The following is a 15,893-nucleotide window of genomic DNA, read 5'->3' on the forward strand; positions in this document are numbered from 1 at the left end:
GATGGAGCCCGTATGACGATGACGCCCGACGAGGCCGCGCGCTTCGCCTCGAACCTCGACCGACTGGTCGGTGCGGTCGAGACCGTGCTGCTCGGCAAGAACCGGGTCGTGCGACTCGCCTTCACCGCCTTCCTGTCCGAGGGGCACCTGCTGCTCGACGACGTGCCCGGAACGGGCAAGACCTCGCTCGCCAGGGCGATGGCGCAGTCGGTGCACGGCACGAGCAACCGGGTGCAGTTCACGCCCGACCTCCTGCCCGGCGACATCACGGGGGTCACCGTGTACGACCAGCGCAGCGGGGCGTTCGAGTTCCACCCCGGGCCGGTCTTCGCCAACATCGTGCTCGCCGACGAGATCAACCGGGCGAGCCCGAAGACGCAGTCGGCGCTCCTCGAGGTCATGGAGGAGGGGCAGGTCACCGTCGACGGGCAGACCCACCCGGTGGGGCATCCGTTCATGGTCATCGCGACGCAGAACCCCGTGGAGCAGGCCGGCACCTACCGCCTGCCCGAAGCGCAGCTCGACCGGTTCCTCATGCGCACGTCGATCGGCTACCCCGATCACGCGTCGACGATCCGGATCCTCGAGGGCGCCGACCAGCGCGCGCACGACGTGCAGGTCGAACCGCAGCTCCACGCCGCCGAGATCGTGCAGATGGCGGCCTCCGCACGCACGGTGCACGTCGACCCGACGATTCACGACTACGTGTCCCGCCTCGTCGACGCGACGAGGACCACGCGGGAGGTGCGCCTCGGCGTGAGCGTGCGCGGCGCGCTGGCGCTCATCCGCGCCGCGAAGACGCATGCCGCGGGCCGCGGTCGCCACTACGTGGTGCCCGACGACGTGAAGGCGCTCGCCGAGCCGGTGCTCGCGCACCGACTGATCCTCGACGCCGAGGCCGAGTTCGACGGCGTCACGGCATCGAACCTCATCGCCCAGGTGCTCATCGAGACCCCACCGCCCTCGTCGAGGCAAGCAGTGTGAGCCTCGCCGAGACCCGCACCTCGATGCCGGAGGACGCCCGTCGGGAGGGCGTGCTCGCGGCGGTGATCGCGCATCTCGTGCGCGCGGTCGGGGGCGCTCTCGGCAGGCTCGACGAGTGGCGTCGCGTGGTCGCGTCCGTCGTGACGGCCCGCGGCTGGTCCGTGATCCTCGGCTCGGCCGCGGCGTTCGTGGTGGGTGCCGCGTTCGGCTGGCGCGAGTTCATCGCACTCGGGTGGGGTCTTGCGATCGTCGCGTGCGCGGCATCCGTCTGGCTGCTCGGTCGCGGTGCGTCGACCATCGGGCTCTCGTTGCCCACCCCTCGCGTCGTCGTCGGCGAACCCGCCGAGGCCCGACTCGTCGCCGAGAACCCCGGGCGACGCAGGTGGGGCGGCGTCAAGCTCGAGGTGCCGGTCGGGCGGGAGATCATGGAGTGGGTCCTGCCGGGGCTCGCGCGCGGCGCGGCGTTCGACCGCTCCTTCCGCGTGCCGACCGAGCGCCGAGGCGTCGTCGCCGTCGGCCCGGCGCGAACCGTCCGGGCCGATCCGCTCGGGCTCATGCGACGCGAGATCGTCTGGTCCGAGGTCGCCGAGCTGCACGTGCACCCTCGTACGGTGGCCATCGCCGCCCTCAGCTCCGGCTTCATCCGAGACCTCGAGGGCTCGCCGACGCGCGACCTGACCGCGAGCGACATCGCCTTCCATGCGCTCAGGGAGTACCTTCCCGGCGACGATCGGCGATTCATCCACTGGAAGAGCAGTGCGAAGACCGGCACGTTCATGGTGCGGCAGTTCGAGGAGACGCGACGCAGCCGACTCCTCGTGGTGCTCGATCTCGACCCCTCGGCGTACCGCGACGATGCCGAGTTCGAACTCGCGGTGAGCGCTGCGGCCTCCGTCGGGGCGAGGGCGATCCGCGACGCGCGCACCGTGTCGTTCGTCGTGTCGGGGCCGGGCTCGGCGCACGCCACGACGAGGGCTCCCGGCACGGGTGCCCACCACGCCGGCAGTGCGAGACGCACGTCGGCGCGCGGTCCCATCGGCATCGTTCGCGAGCTTCCGACCGTGAGCCGCGACCGCCTGCTCGACTCGTTGTGCACGATCGAGCGCGACGAGCGAGCGGCGATGATCACGGATGTCGCGCCCGCCGCGGCCGAGGCGCTGCCCGGCGTCTCGCTCGCCTTCCTGGTGACCGGCACGGCTCGCGGCACGGCGCCGCTCCGCGCAGCGGCGTCCCGACTGCCGATGGGCGTGGATGCGATCGGCGTGCAGTGCTCGCCCGAGGGCGACGCGTCGGCACGCACGGTCGCCGGGCTCACCGTCTTCGGCATCGGGTACCTGGAGGACCTGCGCGCCATGCTCGCCCGAACGGCGTCGGTCGCATGAGCGCGCGGCAGCGGGGCGACGTCGGGGCGGCGGCCGGCACCGCGGCCCGGGTCCGCGCCGGCATCGGCTCGGCGAGCGGGGTCGGTCGATCGGCCTGGTCGACGGCGATCTCGATCGCGCTGCTCGTGCTGTTGCTGGCCGCGGCGCTCATCCCGTGGTGGCCGGTGTACGAGAGCACGGAGTTCCTCGTCGCCGCGGCCGTCGCCGTCGTCGCGGGCATGGGCGTCGGCCTCCTCGGCGCGTGGCGGGCATGGCCGTCCTGGAAGGTGCTCGTCGCGCTCGTCGCCGCCTTCCTCCTGCTCGGCGTCCCCGCGGCCGTTCCGTCGCGTGCGTACGCCGGCGTGCTCCCGACTCCGCAGGGCGTGCTCGACCTGATCGCCGCGACCGCGTTGTCCTGGAAGCAGCTCGTGACGATCGCCGTTCCCGTCGGCTCCTATCAGGCGCTGCTCGTTCCGCCGTTCCTGCTGACGCTGCTCGCCTCGGCGGCGGCGGTCACGATCGCCTTCCGCACGCGGCATCCGGTCGTGGCCGTGCTGCCGTCGGCGCTCCTCATGGCCGCGGGCATCCTGCTCGGCGTCGTGCACGACGCGTTCGCGATCGCGGCCGGCCTGTGGTTCCTCGTCGCGACCGTGGCGTGGCTGGTGAACGTCGCGATCCTCGACCGCCAGGCGCTCGGCGGACGGTCGGCGGTCGAGCGGGCGCTCGGCGACGCCCGGCGCCTGCTCGGGGCATCCGCGGTCCTCGCCGTCGCGCTCGTGGGGGCGAGCGCCGCGGCGTTCCTCACGCCGGTGTCCGCCCGGACGGTCGTGCGCTCCGAGGTCCAGCAGCCGTTCGAGCCGCGCGCCCACGAGAGCCCGCTGGCCTCGTTCCGGGCCGCGTTCGACCCGCTCGCGGCCGACGACGTGATGCTCGAGGTTCGGGGCCTGCCGCCCGGAACGGGCCTCGCCGTGGCCACGCTCGACACGTACGACGGCATCGTCTACTCGGTCGGCGGCGCCGACGGCACCTCGGTGTCCGGCAGCTTCACGCGGCTCCCGTACCGACTCGACCAGACGGGCGTGGAGGGCGAGCCCGTGCGCATCTCCGTCGAGGTCGCCGCATACGACGACGTATGGGTGCCCGGCGTCGGCCAACTGGAGCGCATCGACTTCGGCGGCCCGAGGGCGGAGACGCTCGCCGACGGATTCGTGTACAACGACACGACCGGCACGGGGGCCGTCGCGACCGGCCTCGCTCGCGGTGACGCGTACACTGCCTGGTCGATCGCGATGCTCGACCCCTCGGAGCTCGCCGAGATGCAGCCCGGAACCAGCGTCGTCCCGGCCGCGCCCGAACCGCCGCCCGAGCTCGAGGAACTCCTCGACGCGTGGGCTCCGGTGTCGGAGGCCCCCGGCCAGCGGCTCGCGGCGGTCATCCAGGGCTTCCACGCCATCGGGTACGTGAGTCACGGAACGACCTCCGACTCCGTCCCGAGCCGCTCGGGGCACGCGCTCGACCGGATCGCCCAGCTCGCGACCGATCAGCCGATGGTCGGCGACGGCGAGCAGTACGCCGTCGCGGCCGCGCTGATGGCGCGGAGGATCGGCTTCCCCGCGCGGGTCGTCGTTGGCTACACGGTGCCCGAGCCGGCCGCCGGCGAGACCGCATCGGGCGAGACCGCATCGGGTGGCGCCGCGGCGGGCGACGCCGTCGCCGATGCGACGGCGACGACCACGGTGCTCCGGCGCGACGACCTGCAGGCGTGGATCGAGGTGCAGCGCGCCGACGGAGCGTGGATCGCGCTCGACCCGAACCCCGATCCGCGGGACATCCCCGAGCGCGAGCCCGACCAGCCCGAGATCGTGTCGAGGCCCGAGTCGGCGTTGCCGCCGCCGCCCGAGCGCACGCAGGTCGACGAGAACGACTCGCCCGCCGACGGCACCGACGAGCGACCGCAGGACGATCTCGGGCGCTGGCTCGGCGTGCTCACGACGGTGGCGACGATCGTGGGGCTCAGCGTGCTCGTGCTCGCCCTGATCGCGAGCCCGTTCCTCGCGGTCATCGTCGCGAAGATCCGCCGTCGACGCGTGCGTCGCCTCGCCGAGTCTCCCGTTGATCGCATCGAGGGCGGGTGGCAGGAGTTCGCCGACACGGCCGCCGACTACGGCTATCCGATCAGGGCCAACTCGACGAGGGCCGAGCAGGCGGTGACGGTCGGCGGGCTCGCCCCGCTCGTGCTCGCGTCGGTCGTCGACCGTGCGGTGTTCGCGCCCGGCGGGCCGCAGGACGGCGACGACGAGCGCGTGTGGAGGTCGGTCGACGAACTGCAGCGGCGGCTCGCGGCACCGCGCACTCGACGCGAGCGCCTGCGGGCGGCGATCTCGCTCACCTCCCTCGGCGGGTACGCTGTCAGCCGGAGAGGGGGTCGACGATGAGATGTCGCATCTGCGGCGCGGCACTGCCCGACGGGGCGATGTTCTGCGGACACTGCGGCAGTTCGACGAGCGCGACGCCCGAGTCGCGTCGCCGCCCCGACCCGCGCCCGGGCGACACGACGTCGCTCGGCCCAGGGTTCCGGCGCAGCGGGGTCGTGAGCGTGCCGGTCGGCCTGCAGGTCGACGTGACGGATGCCGCGGCAGACGCCTCGACCGGGCGCGGCGGCGTCGAGGCCGGCGCCGGTGACGTGCCGGCCGACGACGGCTCGGTGGCGACGCAGGCGGATCCCGGTGCGCCCGGGGCTTCCGAGAACTCCGAGCCGCTCGAGCGCCCGCGATTCGTGCTGCGGTTCGGAACGGGCGAGGTGCGGGTCGTCTTCGGCACCGGGCTCGTCGGCCGCCGTCCGCTCGCCCAGCCGGGCGAGTCGTTCGATCATCTCGTGACCATCGACGATCCGAGCCGGTCGGTCTCCAAGACGCACCTCGAGTTCGGCACGCACGACGGCACGCTCTGGGTCGCCGACCGGTTCTCGGCCAACGGCACGACCGTCCGCCGCGCCGACGACGTGATCCGGTGCGAGCCGGGGCGCCGGTATCTCGTCTCGTCCGGCACGGTCGTCGAACTCGCGGAGCAGTCCTTCACCGTCTCCTGAGGGCCTGGGAGACCGGTCCTCCACAGGGGTGCGGATGCCGCGGGCGTGCCCCCTCCGCGGTCGGCGGATCGCGCGTGAGCCCGTCGATGATCGACTGACCGGATGCCGACCCGACTGTTCGCCCCGCCCGACGGCACGCGGTTGCCGCTCGCCCTGCCCGCCGTCGTGCCCGAACCGACTCCGCCGGGGTTCCCGTTCCTCGCCGCGCTCGCGCCGGTGGTCGGCGCCGTCGTCCTCTGGTCGATCACGCAGTCGATGATCTCGCTCGCGTTCGCGGTGCTCGGCCCGGTGCTCGCGGTGGCCACGGTGCTCGACGGTCGTCGCCAGGCGCGTCGCTCGGTGCGCCGCGCGAACGCGGAGCGCATCGCCGCGTTCGCGAGACTTCGCGCCGAGGTCGCGGTGCGTCACCGAGAGGAGGCCGAGACGGCGTGGCTCCGGCATCCGTCGTCGGGTCGGCTCGTGTCGCGCGACGAGCCGCCGGAATGGCGAGCGCGCGGGCTCGCTCCGGTCGTGCTCGGTGCGGCGACGGTCGAGAGCGTGCTCCGCATCGACGGCTCGCCCTCCGACGACCTCGATCGCGCGGCGCTCGATCACGCCCGGCGGCTCGAGGGCGCCCCGGTCGTCGTCGACCTCGCCGGCGGAGTCGGGTTCGCGGGTCCGACGCCCCTCGTCCGTGCGGCGGCCAGGGCCGTGCTCGTGCAGACCGCGAACCTGGCCCGGCCCGACGCCGTCGCGTTCGATGCACCCGACACCGAGGTCTGGCGCTGGGTCGCCCGGTTTCCGCACGAGGGCTCCGCAGCGACGCTCGTCCTCCGGGACCTGACCCTTCCGGTCGTGCCCGGTGCCGTGCCCGGCCCGTCCGAGGCGCCGGCCGCCGCCGGTGGCGTCGTCGCGCTCGCGACCGACCAGGAGCAGCTGCCCCCTGGGCTCGCGTTCGTGGTGCGCATCGACGGACCGCGCACCGCGACCCTCCTGCAGCACGGCGCCGTGGCCGGGACGGCGCTCGCCCCCGACCTCCTCGGCGCTGAGGAGTCCTGCGCCTGGGCCGAGCGCTCCTCCGCCTACGCCGAGCGCGCGGGTCTCGGTCCGCGAGCGTCGGTGCTGCCCGAGATCGTGCGCGTGCGCGATCTTCCGGCGCCGGCCGCGGCCGGCCTGCGGAGATCGACGCTCCGGGCCGCCGTCGGACTGGTCGCCGGGGGAGCGCTCGAGGTCGACCTCGTCGCCGACGGTCCGCACGCGATCGTCGCCGGCACGACGGGAAGCGGCAAGAGCGAGTTCCTCCTCGCCTGGATCCTGCAGATGGCCGCCGCGCATCCGCCGGAACGCGTCGGGTTCCTCCTCGTCGACTTCAAGGGCGGGTCGGCGTTCGAGCCGATCGCCGGACTGCCGCACGTCGCCGGCATCGTCACCGATCTCGACGACGCCGAGGCGGAGCGGGCGGTTCTGAGCCTGGCGGCCGAGCTCCGCCACCGCGAACGCGTGCTCAGGGGCGCGGGTGTGCGCGACATCGGCGACCTGGCCGACGACGTGCCGCTCGGCCGCCTGGTGGTCGTGATCGACGAGTTCCAGGCGATGATCCAGCGGTTCCGCGGCCTCGGCTCGGTCGTCGCCGACATCGCCGCGCGCGGGAGATCCCTCGGCGTGCATCTCGTGCTCGCCTCGCAGCGCCCCAACGGCGTGCTCGGCGAGCAGATCACGGCGAACGCGCCGATCCGGGTGTCGCTGCGGGTGATGACCCGGGCCGACAGCCTTGCCGTGGTCGGCAGCGACGCGGCGGCGGGCATCCCCGCAGATCGGCCGGGCCGAGGCATCGCGGATCGCGGCGACGGGGTGCGCGTGCCGTTCCAATCCGTGCTCGTCGATGCGGAGGCCGTCGATGAGGTTCGACGGCGGTTCGCGGCGTCGCCGCCGGTTCGACGACCGTGGCTCGACCCGCTGCCGACCCGGCTCGCGCGTGCCGACCTCGAGGCGGCGCTCGGAGTCCCCGCATCGGATGCGCCGGCCTCGCCCGGCTCGCATGGCTCGCCGGGCTCCTCGGCCCGGCGGGCCGATTCGTCCGGCGGGCCGTCGCCCGTGGTGTTCGGCATCGTCGACGAGCCTGACCTGCAGCGTCGGAGTCCGGCCTCGTGGACGCCGGCGGTCGACGGGAACCTGCTCGTGCTCGGATCACCCGGCGCCGGGCGATCGACGGCGCTCGCCGCGATCGAGGCCGGGGTCCGTGCGCAGGCGGGCGCCTCGGCGGTGCTCCGACTCGGCCGGGGCGCGCCGACGGACTGGCAATTGCTCGCCGACCTCGTCACTGCAGCCCGCGGCGGATCTCTCGCGCACCGGCTCCTGGTGGTCGACGACCTCGACACCCGATTCGCGCCGTGGCCCGAGGAGTACCGTCACGCGGCGACCGCGATGCTGGCCGAGCTCCTCGCCGACGGGCGCCGTCTCGGGTTCGCGGTCGCGGCCGGCGCCGCGCTCGGACATCGGCTGGGCGGCGGCCTGCGCGAGCTCTTCGGCGAGTTCGTGCACCTGCGGCACCCGTCCAAGGCGGAGCTCTCGCACGCCGGGGGCGTCGGCGACCTCTGGCAACGCGACGCTCCGCCCGGCTCGGGCCAATGGCGTTCGCGTCGACTGCAGGTGATCGACGTGCCGCCGCTCCGCGAGCTGGTCGCCCCCGGTCCGCCGCCGGAGGTCGCACTCGACGAGGGGTTCGTCGCCCTGGTCTCGTCGGCGGCGCAGCGCGACCTCGATCTGCTGCGGGCGACCGGGCGGGTGCCCGTCCGGCTCGTGCCGGGAGGCGAGCGCGAGGTGCTCGCCGGGCTCGGGCGCGAGCCGCTGCTCGTCGTCGGCGACGCCGACGCCTGGGCGGCGTCCTACGCGCTGGCGGCGCGAGCCCGCGATACGGCCACGATCCTCGTCCGCGGCGGACTGCGTGAGTTCCGGGCGCTCGCGCCCGCGTCCGCCGGGCGTACAGGGCCGATCGCGCTCCCGCCGCTCCTGGGTGACGGCGGCGGCGAATGCTGGGCGGTTCGACCCGGTGGATCCGCTCTCCGGCGACGGTGGCCGACGACGGAAAACATCGCATATCACGTCAGCGGGCACTGAATCCGCACGTTCTGTTCCCAGAAATTAACGATTCTGACATCGATACGTGAATTGGACCCCCCAGTGTGGCACTATCGACGAACCCCTTGGCAACGTCGCTGAACCCGAATGGAGCACCCGTGAACGCTCGGCCCCTTCCCCAGGATCCGATGATCCGTTCGTTGATCGCCCGCGCCCGTGCTTCCCAGATGAGCCGGCGCACGATGCTCGCCGGTGCAGGCGCCGGTGCGTCCGCGCTCGCGCTCGCCGCGTGCTCGACCGGTGGAGCGGCGGTGAAGCCGACCGCGGCCGCAGACGGGTCGGCGACCGACAAGTCGCTCAACTGGGCGAACTGGGCTGCCTACATCGACGAAGACGACTCGGGCAACTACCCGACGCTGCAGGCCTTCGAGGAGCAGACCGGCATCAAGGTCAACTACGAGGTCGCCGTCGACGACAACAACACGTACTACGGCAAGGTCAAGGACCAGCTCGCGCTCGGCCAGGACATCGGGGCCGACACGGTGTGCCTCACCGACTGGATGGTCGCCCGTTGGATCCGGTTCGGCTACACGCAGGAGCTCGACCACGCGAACATCCCGAACATCGCGAACCTCAGCCCGGCGCTGCGCGACCCCGACTTCGACAAGGGCCGCGCGTTCTCGCTGCCGTGGCAGGGCGGCTTCGCCGGCATCTGCTGGAACAAGGAGGCCTTCCCCGACGGGCTCGCCTCCGTCGAGGACCTCTGGTCGTCCGAGCTCAAGGGCCGGGTCGGCGTGCTCTCCGAGATGCGCGACACGATGGGCCTGATCATGCTGCAGAACGGCGTCGACATCGCCGGCGACTGGGGCGACGCCGAGTTCGACGCCGCGATCGACGTGCTCACCGAGCAGGTCGAGAGCGGCCAGGTCCGCAACATCAAGGGCAACGCGTACCTCGAAGACCTGAAGAGCGGCGACACCCTCGCCGCGATCTGCTGGTCGGGCGACATCACGGTCATCAACGCCGAGGCCGGCGACAAGTGGGAGTTCGCGATCCCCGACGCGGGCGGCACGCTCTGGAACGACAACTTCCTCGTGCCGATCGGCTCCACGCGCAAGACCAACGCCGAGACGCTCATGAACTACTACTACGAGCCCGAGGTCGCGGCCGAGGTCGCCGCATGGGTGAACTACATCACGCCCGTCGTCGGTGCGAAGGAGGCGGCCGCGGCGATCGACCCCGAGCTCGCCGAGAACCAGCTCATCTTCCCCAACGAGGAGACGCTCTCGAAGGCCCACATCTTCCGCTCGCTCTCCGGAGCCGAGGAGCAGAAGTACCAGGCCCAGTTCCAGAGCATCCTGCTCGGCGCCTGAGCGAGGACGAGAGCATGGCTGTACGCGAATTCGCCGAGCGGGGCGCAGACCTCGAGCTCGTCGGCATCCAGAAGCGGTTCCCCGGGTTCACGGCGATCGAGAACCTCGACCTCACGATTCCCGCGGGTTCCTTCTTCGCGCTCCTCGGGCCGTCGGGATGCGGCAAGACCACGACGCTCCGACTCGTCGCCGGGCTGGAGGAGCCCACGCAGGGCCGCATCCTCATCGGCGGCAAGGACGTGACCTCGACGAGGTCGCACGAGCGGCCCGTCAACACGGTGTTCCAGAGCTACGCACTGTTCCCGCACATGAGCATCATCGAGAACGTCGCGTTCGGGCTCAAGCGACGTCGCATCGGCGACCCGCTCGGCAAGGCGCACGAGGCGCTCCGGCTGGTCGAGCTCGACCACCTCGCGCAGCGTCGGCCGCAGCAGTTGTCGGGCGGCCAGCAGCAGCGCGTCGCGCTCGCGCGCGCGATCGTGAACCGCCCCGCCCTGCTGCTGCTCGACGAACCGCTCGGCGCGCTCGACCTCAAGCTCCGCCGCCAGATGCAGCTCGAGCTGAAGACGATCCAGGAAGAGGTCGGCCTCACCTTCCTCCACGTCACGCACGACCAGGAGGAGGCCATGACCATGGCCGACACCGTGGCCGTCATGAACAAGGGCGCCATCGAGCAGATGGGGGCTCCCGCCGAGCTGTACGACCTGCCGAAGACCGCGTTCGTCGCGAACTTCCTCGGCCAGTCGAACCTCTTCTCCGGCGAGGTCGCCGGCTCGACCGACACCGCGATCGCGGTCGACGCCGGCGGAGCACGTCTCGTGGTTCCGAAGGCCAGGGCGCACCGCCACAACGGGGCGGTCACGGTCGGCGTCCGCCCCGAGAAGGTCTCGCTGCACGTCGAGGCCCCCGTGCCGTCGTCCGAGCGCAACGTGCTCGGTCCCGGCCGCGTGCTCGACGTCTCGTTCTCGGGAGTGAGCACCCAGTACCTCGTCGACGTGCCCGGTCACGGCACGATCCTCGTGTTCGCCCAGAACACCGGATCGGGTCCGAGCGTCGGCGTCGGCGCCGAGGTCTGGGCGAGCTGGCTCGTCGAGCACGGCTTCGGCCTCGACGACGGCGCGGTCGAGGTCGAGCGGTTCGCGGCCGACGACTCGACGACCTCGATCGCCGCGCAGCGCCGCGACGACCTGGTCGCCGAGCTCGGGGAGGGCTGAGCATGGCCTTCGCCGCGTTCGCGACCGCGGAGGCCCAGCCCCAGGCGCCACGCAAGTCGAGCCGCATCGCGCTCTTCCTGCTGCTGCCCGGCATCCTGTACCTGGTCCTGTTCTTCCTGACGCCGCTCGTCTCCCTGCTGCTGACCTCGTTGCAGGCGCCGCTCGAGTACGGCGACATCGGGCAGTACCAGTACGCGTTCAACTGGCAGAACTACGTCGACGTGATGACGGCCTACTGGCCGCACATCCTGCGTTCGTTCGGTTACGCGCTGGCGGCGACGGTGTTCGCGCTGCTGTTCAGCTATCCGCTGGCGTACTTCATCGGCGTGAAGGCGCGACGGTGGCCGCTGCTGCAGAGCCTCATGCTCGTGCTCGTCATCGCCCCGTTCTTCATCAGCTTCCTGCTGCGCACGCTCGCATGGAAGCAGATCCTCTCCGACGAGTCGTTCGTGATCACGTCGCTGAAGGCGCTTTCGCTCCTCGGGCCCGACGCGCACTTCACGGGCACGCCGTTCGCGGTGATCTTCGGTCTGACGTACAACTTCATCCCGTTCATGACCCTGCCGCTGTACACCGCGCTCGAACGCCTCGACCTGCGCTACCTCGAGGCGGGCAGCGACCTGTACGCGAACCCGTTCACGGTGTTCCGCAAGATCACCGTCCCGCTCTCGATGCCCGGCATCGTCGCGGGCACGCTGCTCACGTTCATCCCGGCGGCGGGCGACTACGTCAACGCGAGCCGCGACTTCCTCGGCGGCCCCGACACGCAGATGATGGGCAACGTGATCGAGGCGAACTTCCTCGTGCTGCTGAACTACCCGGCGGCCGCGGCGCTCTCGATCATCCTGATGGCGGCGATCCTCGTGCTCGTCGGCGTCTACGTCAAGCGTTCCGGAACGGAGGACCTGCTGTGAGCGGAGAAGTCCAGGCCGCCGCCGTGCTCGGCGGGCTCGCCGAGAGCGAGCAGAGCGAACTGTCGGCACGCGGTCGACGATCGAACGGGCCGACGCGCCAGGGGCGCATCGGACTCGGCTCGTGGCTGCTGCCCACGTACACGATCCTCGCGTTCGTGTTCCTGCTGATCCCCATCGTCTACACGTTCGTGTTCTCGTTCAACGACTCGGTGAAGTCGAACATCGCCTGGCGCGGGTTCACCTTCGACAAATGGCTGAACGTCTGCAACGTCGAGGGCGGCGCGGTGTGCGAGGCCTTCGCGAACAGCGTCATCATCGGCGTCGTCGCGACGATCATCGCCACGACGCTCGGCACCATGATCGCGATCGCGCTCGTGCGCTACCGGTTCCGGGCGCGCTCGGTCATCAGCCTGCTGCTCTTCCTGCCGATGGCGACCCCCGAGGTCGTGCTCGGCGCCGGCCTGGCCGCGCAGTTCCTCGCCGTCGGCGTGCCGAAGGACATGACGACGATCATCCTGGCGCACACGATGTTCTGCATCAGCTTCGTCGTGGTGACCGTCAAGGCGCGCGTCGCGAGCCTCGACCCGGCGCTCGAGGAGGCGGGGCGCGACCTCTACGGGTCGCCCGCGCAGGTCTTCTGGCGGGTCACGTTCCCGCTGCTGACGCCCGGCATCGTGGCGGCCGCGCTGCTTTCGTTCGCGCTGAGCTTCGACGACTTCATCATCACGAACTTCAACTCGGGCTCCGTCTCGACGTTCCCGAAGTACGTGTACATCTCGGCGTCGCGCGGCATCCCCGCCGAGGCCAACGTCATCGCCTCGGCGGTGTTCCTCTTCGCGCTCGTGCTCGTGATCGGCGCACAGGTGTCCCGTGCGGCGCGCGCGAAACGGCTCGCGAAGCTCGGCTGACCCGAACCGAGCGAACACGCGGATGCCGCGCCGGACACGTTCCGGCGCGGCATCCGTCGTTCGAGGTCAGATGGTGGCGCGAACCTCGCCGACGCGACGCTCGCCGCCCATGACCCAGAGGTCGAGTTCGGTGGCGACCCGGTCGACCGCGGAATCGTCGATCGCGCCCGTGCTCGCGAGCAGGCGCAGTCCGATGATCGTCGAGGCGCGCGACGAGCCGTCGAGCACCTTCAGGGCGGTCGTGGTGCCGTCGGGGGCGGTCATGACCATGACGCCCTCGGCGCCGAACTTCGCGAACACGCCGACGCGTTCGATGGCGACGGTGTCGGGCTGGCCGGGGCCCGCGATCGCCCAGGGGTTTTCGCGGACGGCCTCGGTGAGCGCAGCGCCCTCGCGGAACAGCGCGAACGGCGACGACGAGGCCGCGGTCGTGACCTTCTGGATGCCGCGGGCGAGCCCCGTGAGGCTGATCGCGTGCACCGGGGCACCGCAGCCGTCGATCGCCGTCGCCGTGGCCCGCTCGCCCGTGAGGCGTTCGAGCACGTCGAGGATGCGGCGCTGCAGCGGATGCGCGGGGTCGAGGTAGCCCTCGATCGGCCAGCCGTTGGCGACGCACGCGAGGAGCATCGCGGCGTGCTTGCCCGAGCAGGTCATGTACACCCGCTCGCGCTGACCGCCGGCGCGCACGAGGTCTTCGTACGCGGTGCGATCGGTCGGCACGGCCGGCGGGCAGCCGAGTGCGGATTCGGGCAGCGACGCACGGGCGAGGAGCCCGCGCACGAGCGCCACGTGCGCGGCCGTGCCCGAGTGGCTCGCGGTCGCGATGGCCGCGTCTTCACCGCGGAGGGTCACGCCGGAGGACATGACGGCGACCGCGATGAACGGCTTCAGGGCGGAGCGGGGGAGGACGGGCGATGCCACGTCGCCGAGGGCGCGCAGCAGCTCGCCCTCGGGGGAGAGCACGACGGCGGAGCCGGCGTGCCTGGACTCGGTGAAACCATTGCGTTCGACCACGGCGAGTTCGACGGCGTCTGCTGAGGAGAAGGTGCCGGTCATCCGAGTGCCGCGAAGCCGTCGTCGAGCACGCGGAGGGCGTCGTCGATGAGGGCATCGGTCACCGCGAGACTCGGGAGGAACCGGAGCACGTTGCCGAAGGTGCCGGCGTTGAGCAGCAGCACGCCGTGCTGGGCGGCGTACGCGACGAGCGCGGTGACGGCCTCGGCGTTCGGCGCCTTCGTGGTGTCGCGCGTGCCGGGCTGCACCAGTTCGATCGCGATCATCGCGCCGATGCCCCGGATGTCGCCGATGAGGTCGTAGCGCGCGCGCAGCCGCTCGAGGCCCGCCGTGAGGGTCGCCTCGATGCGGGCGGCCTCGCCGAGGAGGTCGTTCGCCTCGATCGACTCGAAGACCGCGACGGCTGCGGCGCAGGCGACGGGGTTGCCGCCGAACGTGCCGCCGAGGCCGCCGGCGTGGGCGGCGTCCATGATCTCGGCGCGGCCGGTCACGCCCGCGAGCGGAAGGCCGCCCGCGATGCCCTTGGCCGAGAGCACGAGGTCGGGGATCCAGCCGAAGTGCTCGCTCGCGAACCAGGTGCCGGTGCGGGCCATGCCCGACTGGATCTCGTCGGCGATCATGACGACGCCGTGCTCGGTGCACCAGGTCTGCAGTGTCGTGAGGAACCCCTCGGCGGGCACGATGAAGCCGCCCTCGCCCTGGATGGGCTCGACGACGAGGCAGGCGAGGTCGCTCGCCCCGACGGCCTTCTCGAGGTACGAGATCGTGCGTGCCGCGGCATCCGCACCGGAGAGGCCGTCGCGGTAGGGGTAGGAGTTGGGCGCGTGGTAGACGTCGCCGGCGAACGGGCCGAAGCCGGTCGCGTAGGGGTGCGCCTTGAAGTTCATGGCCATGGTGAGGTTCGTGCGGCCGTGGTACGCGTGATCGAGCACGGCGACGGCGCGGCGGCCGGTGAACTTGCGGGCGATCTTGACGCCGTTCTCGACGGCCTCGGCGCCGGAGTTCACGAGCACGGTGCGCTTGGCGTGCGTGCCGGGGGTGTGCTCGGCGAGGAGCTCGGCGACGCGCACGTACTCCTCGTAGGGGGTGATGGTGAAGAGCGTGTGGATCACGTCCTGCAGCTGCGAGGCGGCGGCGCGCACCACGTTCTCCTCGGTGTGGCCGATGGTGGTCACGCCGATGCCGGCGCCGAAGTCGAGGAACTGGTTGCCGTCGACGTCGACGAGCACGGCGCCGCTGGCACGTTCGATGTAGACGGGCAGCGCCGACGAGACGCCGGCCGACACGACGGCCGCGCGTCGCTCGTGCAGCGCCTGCGACTTGGGGCCGGGGATCGCCGTCACGATGCGGCGCTCCTGCGGCACCGTGTAGACGGGGGCGGCCGTGGTCTCTGCGGGTGTCTGCGTGTCAGTCATTATGTCTTCCAGACTAGCGCCGAGGCGTGGTCGGCTAGCGTGGATCGGGTCGCGACGACCGGCGCGACGGGGAGGCGGCATCCGTGAGGCTGGGCGAGCACGCGTACGCGATCGAGGTCGAGTGGACCGGTGCGCGCGGCACCGGCACGACCGGCTACCGCGCCTACGGCCGCGACCACGTGGTGCGCGCCGCGGGCAAGGCGCACGAGCTCGAGGGGTCGAGCGACCGCACCTTCCACGGCGACGCCGAACGCTGGAACCCCGAGGAGCTCCTGCTCGCGGCGCTCAGCCAATGCCACATGCTCTCGTACCTGCACGTCGCGACCCTGCACGGCGTGGTCGTGACGGGCTACACCGATGCCGCGACCGGCGTGCTCGTCGAAGACGGCCGGGGCGGCGGCGCGTTCCGCGAGGCCACGCTGCGTCCGCGCGTCACGGTGGCGGATGCCGCGATGCTGGCGCTCGCGGACGAGATCCACGCCGAGGCGGCCGCGAAGTGCTTCATCGCGGCATCCGTCGCCTTCCCGGTGCACCACGAGGCGATCGCGGTCGTCGCCGGCTGACG

The 15,893-nt window shown here is 72.0% G+C and carries 12 protein-coding genes; 10 read left to right on the plus strand and 2 right to left on the minus strand.

Features of this window, described 5'->3' with window-relative positions:
• Window positions 1–12 precede the first annotated feature (12 nt).
• From GQR16_RS18360 to GQR16_RS18400, 9 genes are all read left to right on the plus strand, one after another.
• Entirely contained in the window at window positions 13–984 is a 972-nt protein-coding gene (locus GQR16_RS18360) for an AAA family ATPase (RefSeq protein WP_157416615.1), read from the plus strand.
• The gene (locus GQR16_RS18365; RefSeq protein ID WP_157416616.1) at window positions 981–2,366 is read left to right on the plus strand and encodes a DUF58 domain-containing protein; all 1,386 of its coding nucleotides are present in this window, start codon (window positions 981–983) and stop codon (window positions 2,364–2,366) included. Before GQR16_RS18360 ends, GQR16_RS18365 begins: the two co-directional genes overlap by 4 nt.
• Window positions 2,363–4,780: a transglutaminase TgpA family protein gene (locus tag GQR16_RS18370; protein WP_157416617.1), complete on the plus strand. Its 2,418-nt coding sequence runs from the start codon at window positions 2,363–2,365 to the stop codon at window positions 4,778–4,780. The genes GQR16_RS18365 and GQR16_RS18370 overlap by 4 nt, the downstream gene beginning before the upstream one ends.
• Complete coding sequence (locus GQR16_RS18375) at window positions 4,777–5,433, plus strand: zinc-ribbon domain-containing protein (protein ID WP_157416656.1); 657 nt, start codon at window positions 4,777–4,779, stop codon at window positions 5,431–5,433. The genes GQR16_RS18370 and GQR16_RS18375 overlap by 4 nt, the downstream gene beginning before the upstream one ends.
• A 102-nt stretch (window positions 5,434–5,535) precedes the next feature.
• The gene (locus GQR16_RS18380) at window positions 5,536–8,529 is read left to right on the plus strand and encodes an FtsK/SpoIIIE domain-containing protein (protein ID WP_157416618.1); all 2,994 of its coding nucleotides are present in this window, start codon (window positions 5,536–5,538) and stop codon (window positions 8,527–8,529) included.
• A gap of 188 nt (window positions 8,530–8,717) precedes the next feature.
• On the plus strand, window positions 8,718–9,863 hold the full coding sequence (locus tag GQR16_RS18385; protein ID WP_246200929.1) for an ABC transporter substrate-binding protein: 1,146 nt from the start codon (window positions 8,718–8,720) through the stop codon (window positions 9,861–9,863).
• 14 nt (window positions 9,864–9,877) lie between these two features.
• Window positions 9,878–11,077, plus strand: coding sequence for an ABC transporter ATP-binding protein (locus GQR16_RS18390; RefSeq protein ID WP_157416620.1), 1,200 nt, complete (start codon window positions 9,878–9,880; stop codon window positions 11,075–11,077).
• Between the two features lie 2 nt (window positions 11,078–11,079).
• Window positions 11,080–11,991 carry an ABC transporter permease gene (locus tag GQR16_RS18395; RefSeq protein WP_157416621.1) on the plus strand — a complete coding sequence of 304 codons (912 nt, stop codon included), beginning with the start codon at window positions 11,080–11,082 and terminating at the stop codon, window positions 11,989–11,991.
• Window positions 11,992–12,050: 59 nt separating this feature from the next.
• Window positions 12,051–12,899: an ABC transporter permease gene (locus GQR16_RS18400; RefSeq protein WP_425482631.1), complete on the plus strand. Its 849-nt coding sequence runs from the start codon at window positions 12,051–12,053 to the stop codon at window positions 12,897–12,899.
• Between the two features lie 66 nt (window positions 12,900–12,965).
• Here the strand turns inward: GQR16_RS18400 and GQR16_RS18405 are convergent, their stop codons facing one another.
• Both GQR16_RS18405 and gabT read right to left on the minus strand, forming a co-directional pair.
• Window positions 12,966–13,955: an asparaginase gene (locus GQR16_RS18405; RefSeq protein WP_157416622.1), complete on the minus strand. Its 990-nt coding sequence runs from the start codon at window positions 13,953–13,955 to the stop codon at window positions 12,966–12,968.
• Window positions 13,952–15,328, minus strand: a complete 1,377-nt coding sequence (gene gabT / locus GQR16_RS18410; RefSeq protein WP_157416623.1) for a 4-aminobutyrate--2-oxoglutarate transaminase — start codon at window positions 15,326–15,328, stop codon at window positions 13,952–13,954. Before gabT ends, GQR16_RS18405 begins: the two co-directional genes overlap by 4 nt.
• Before the next feature lie 83 nt (window positions 15,329–15,411).
• On the opposite strand from gabT, the gene GQR16_RS18415 reads away from it, so the two are divergent.
• A complete protein-coding gene (locus GQR16_RS18415; protein WP_157416624.1) occupies window positions 15,412–15,891 on the plus strand; it encodes an OsmC family protein in 480 nt (159 codons plus the stop codon).
• The last annotated feature ends 2 nt before the right edge of the window (window positions 15,892–15,893 follow it).

This window comes from Agromyces allii (assembly GCF_009749385.1).
GTDB classification, from domain to species: Bacteria; Actinomycetota; Actinomycetes; order Actinomycetales; family Microbacteriaceae; genus Agromyces; species Agromyces allii.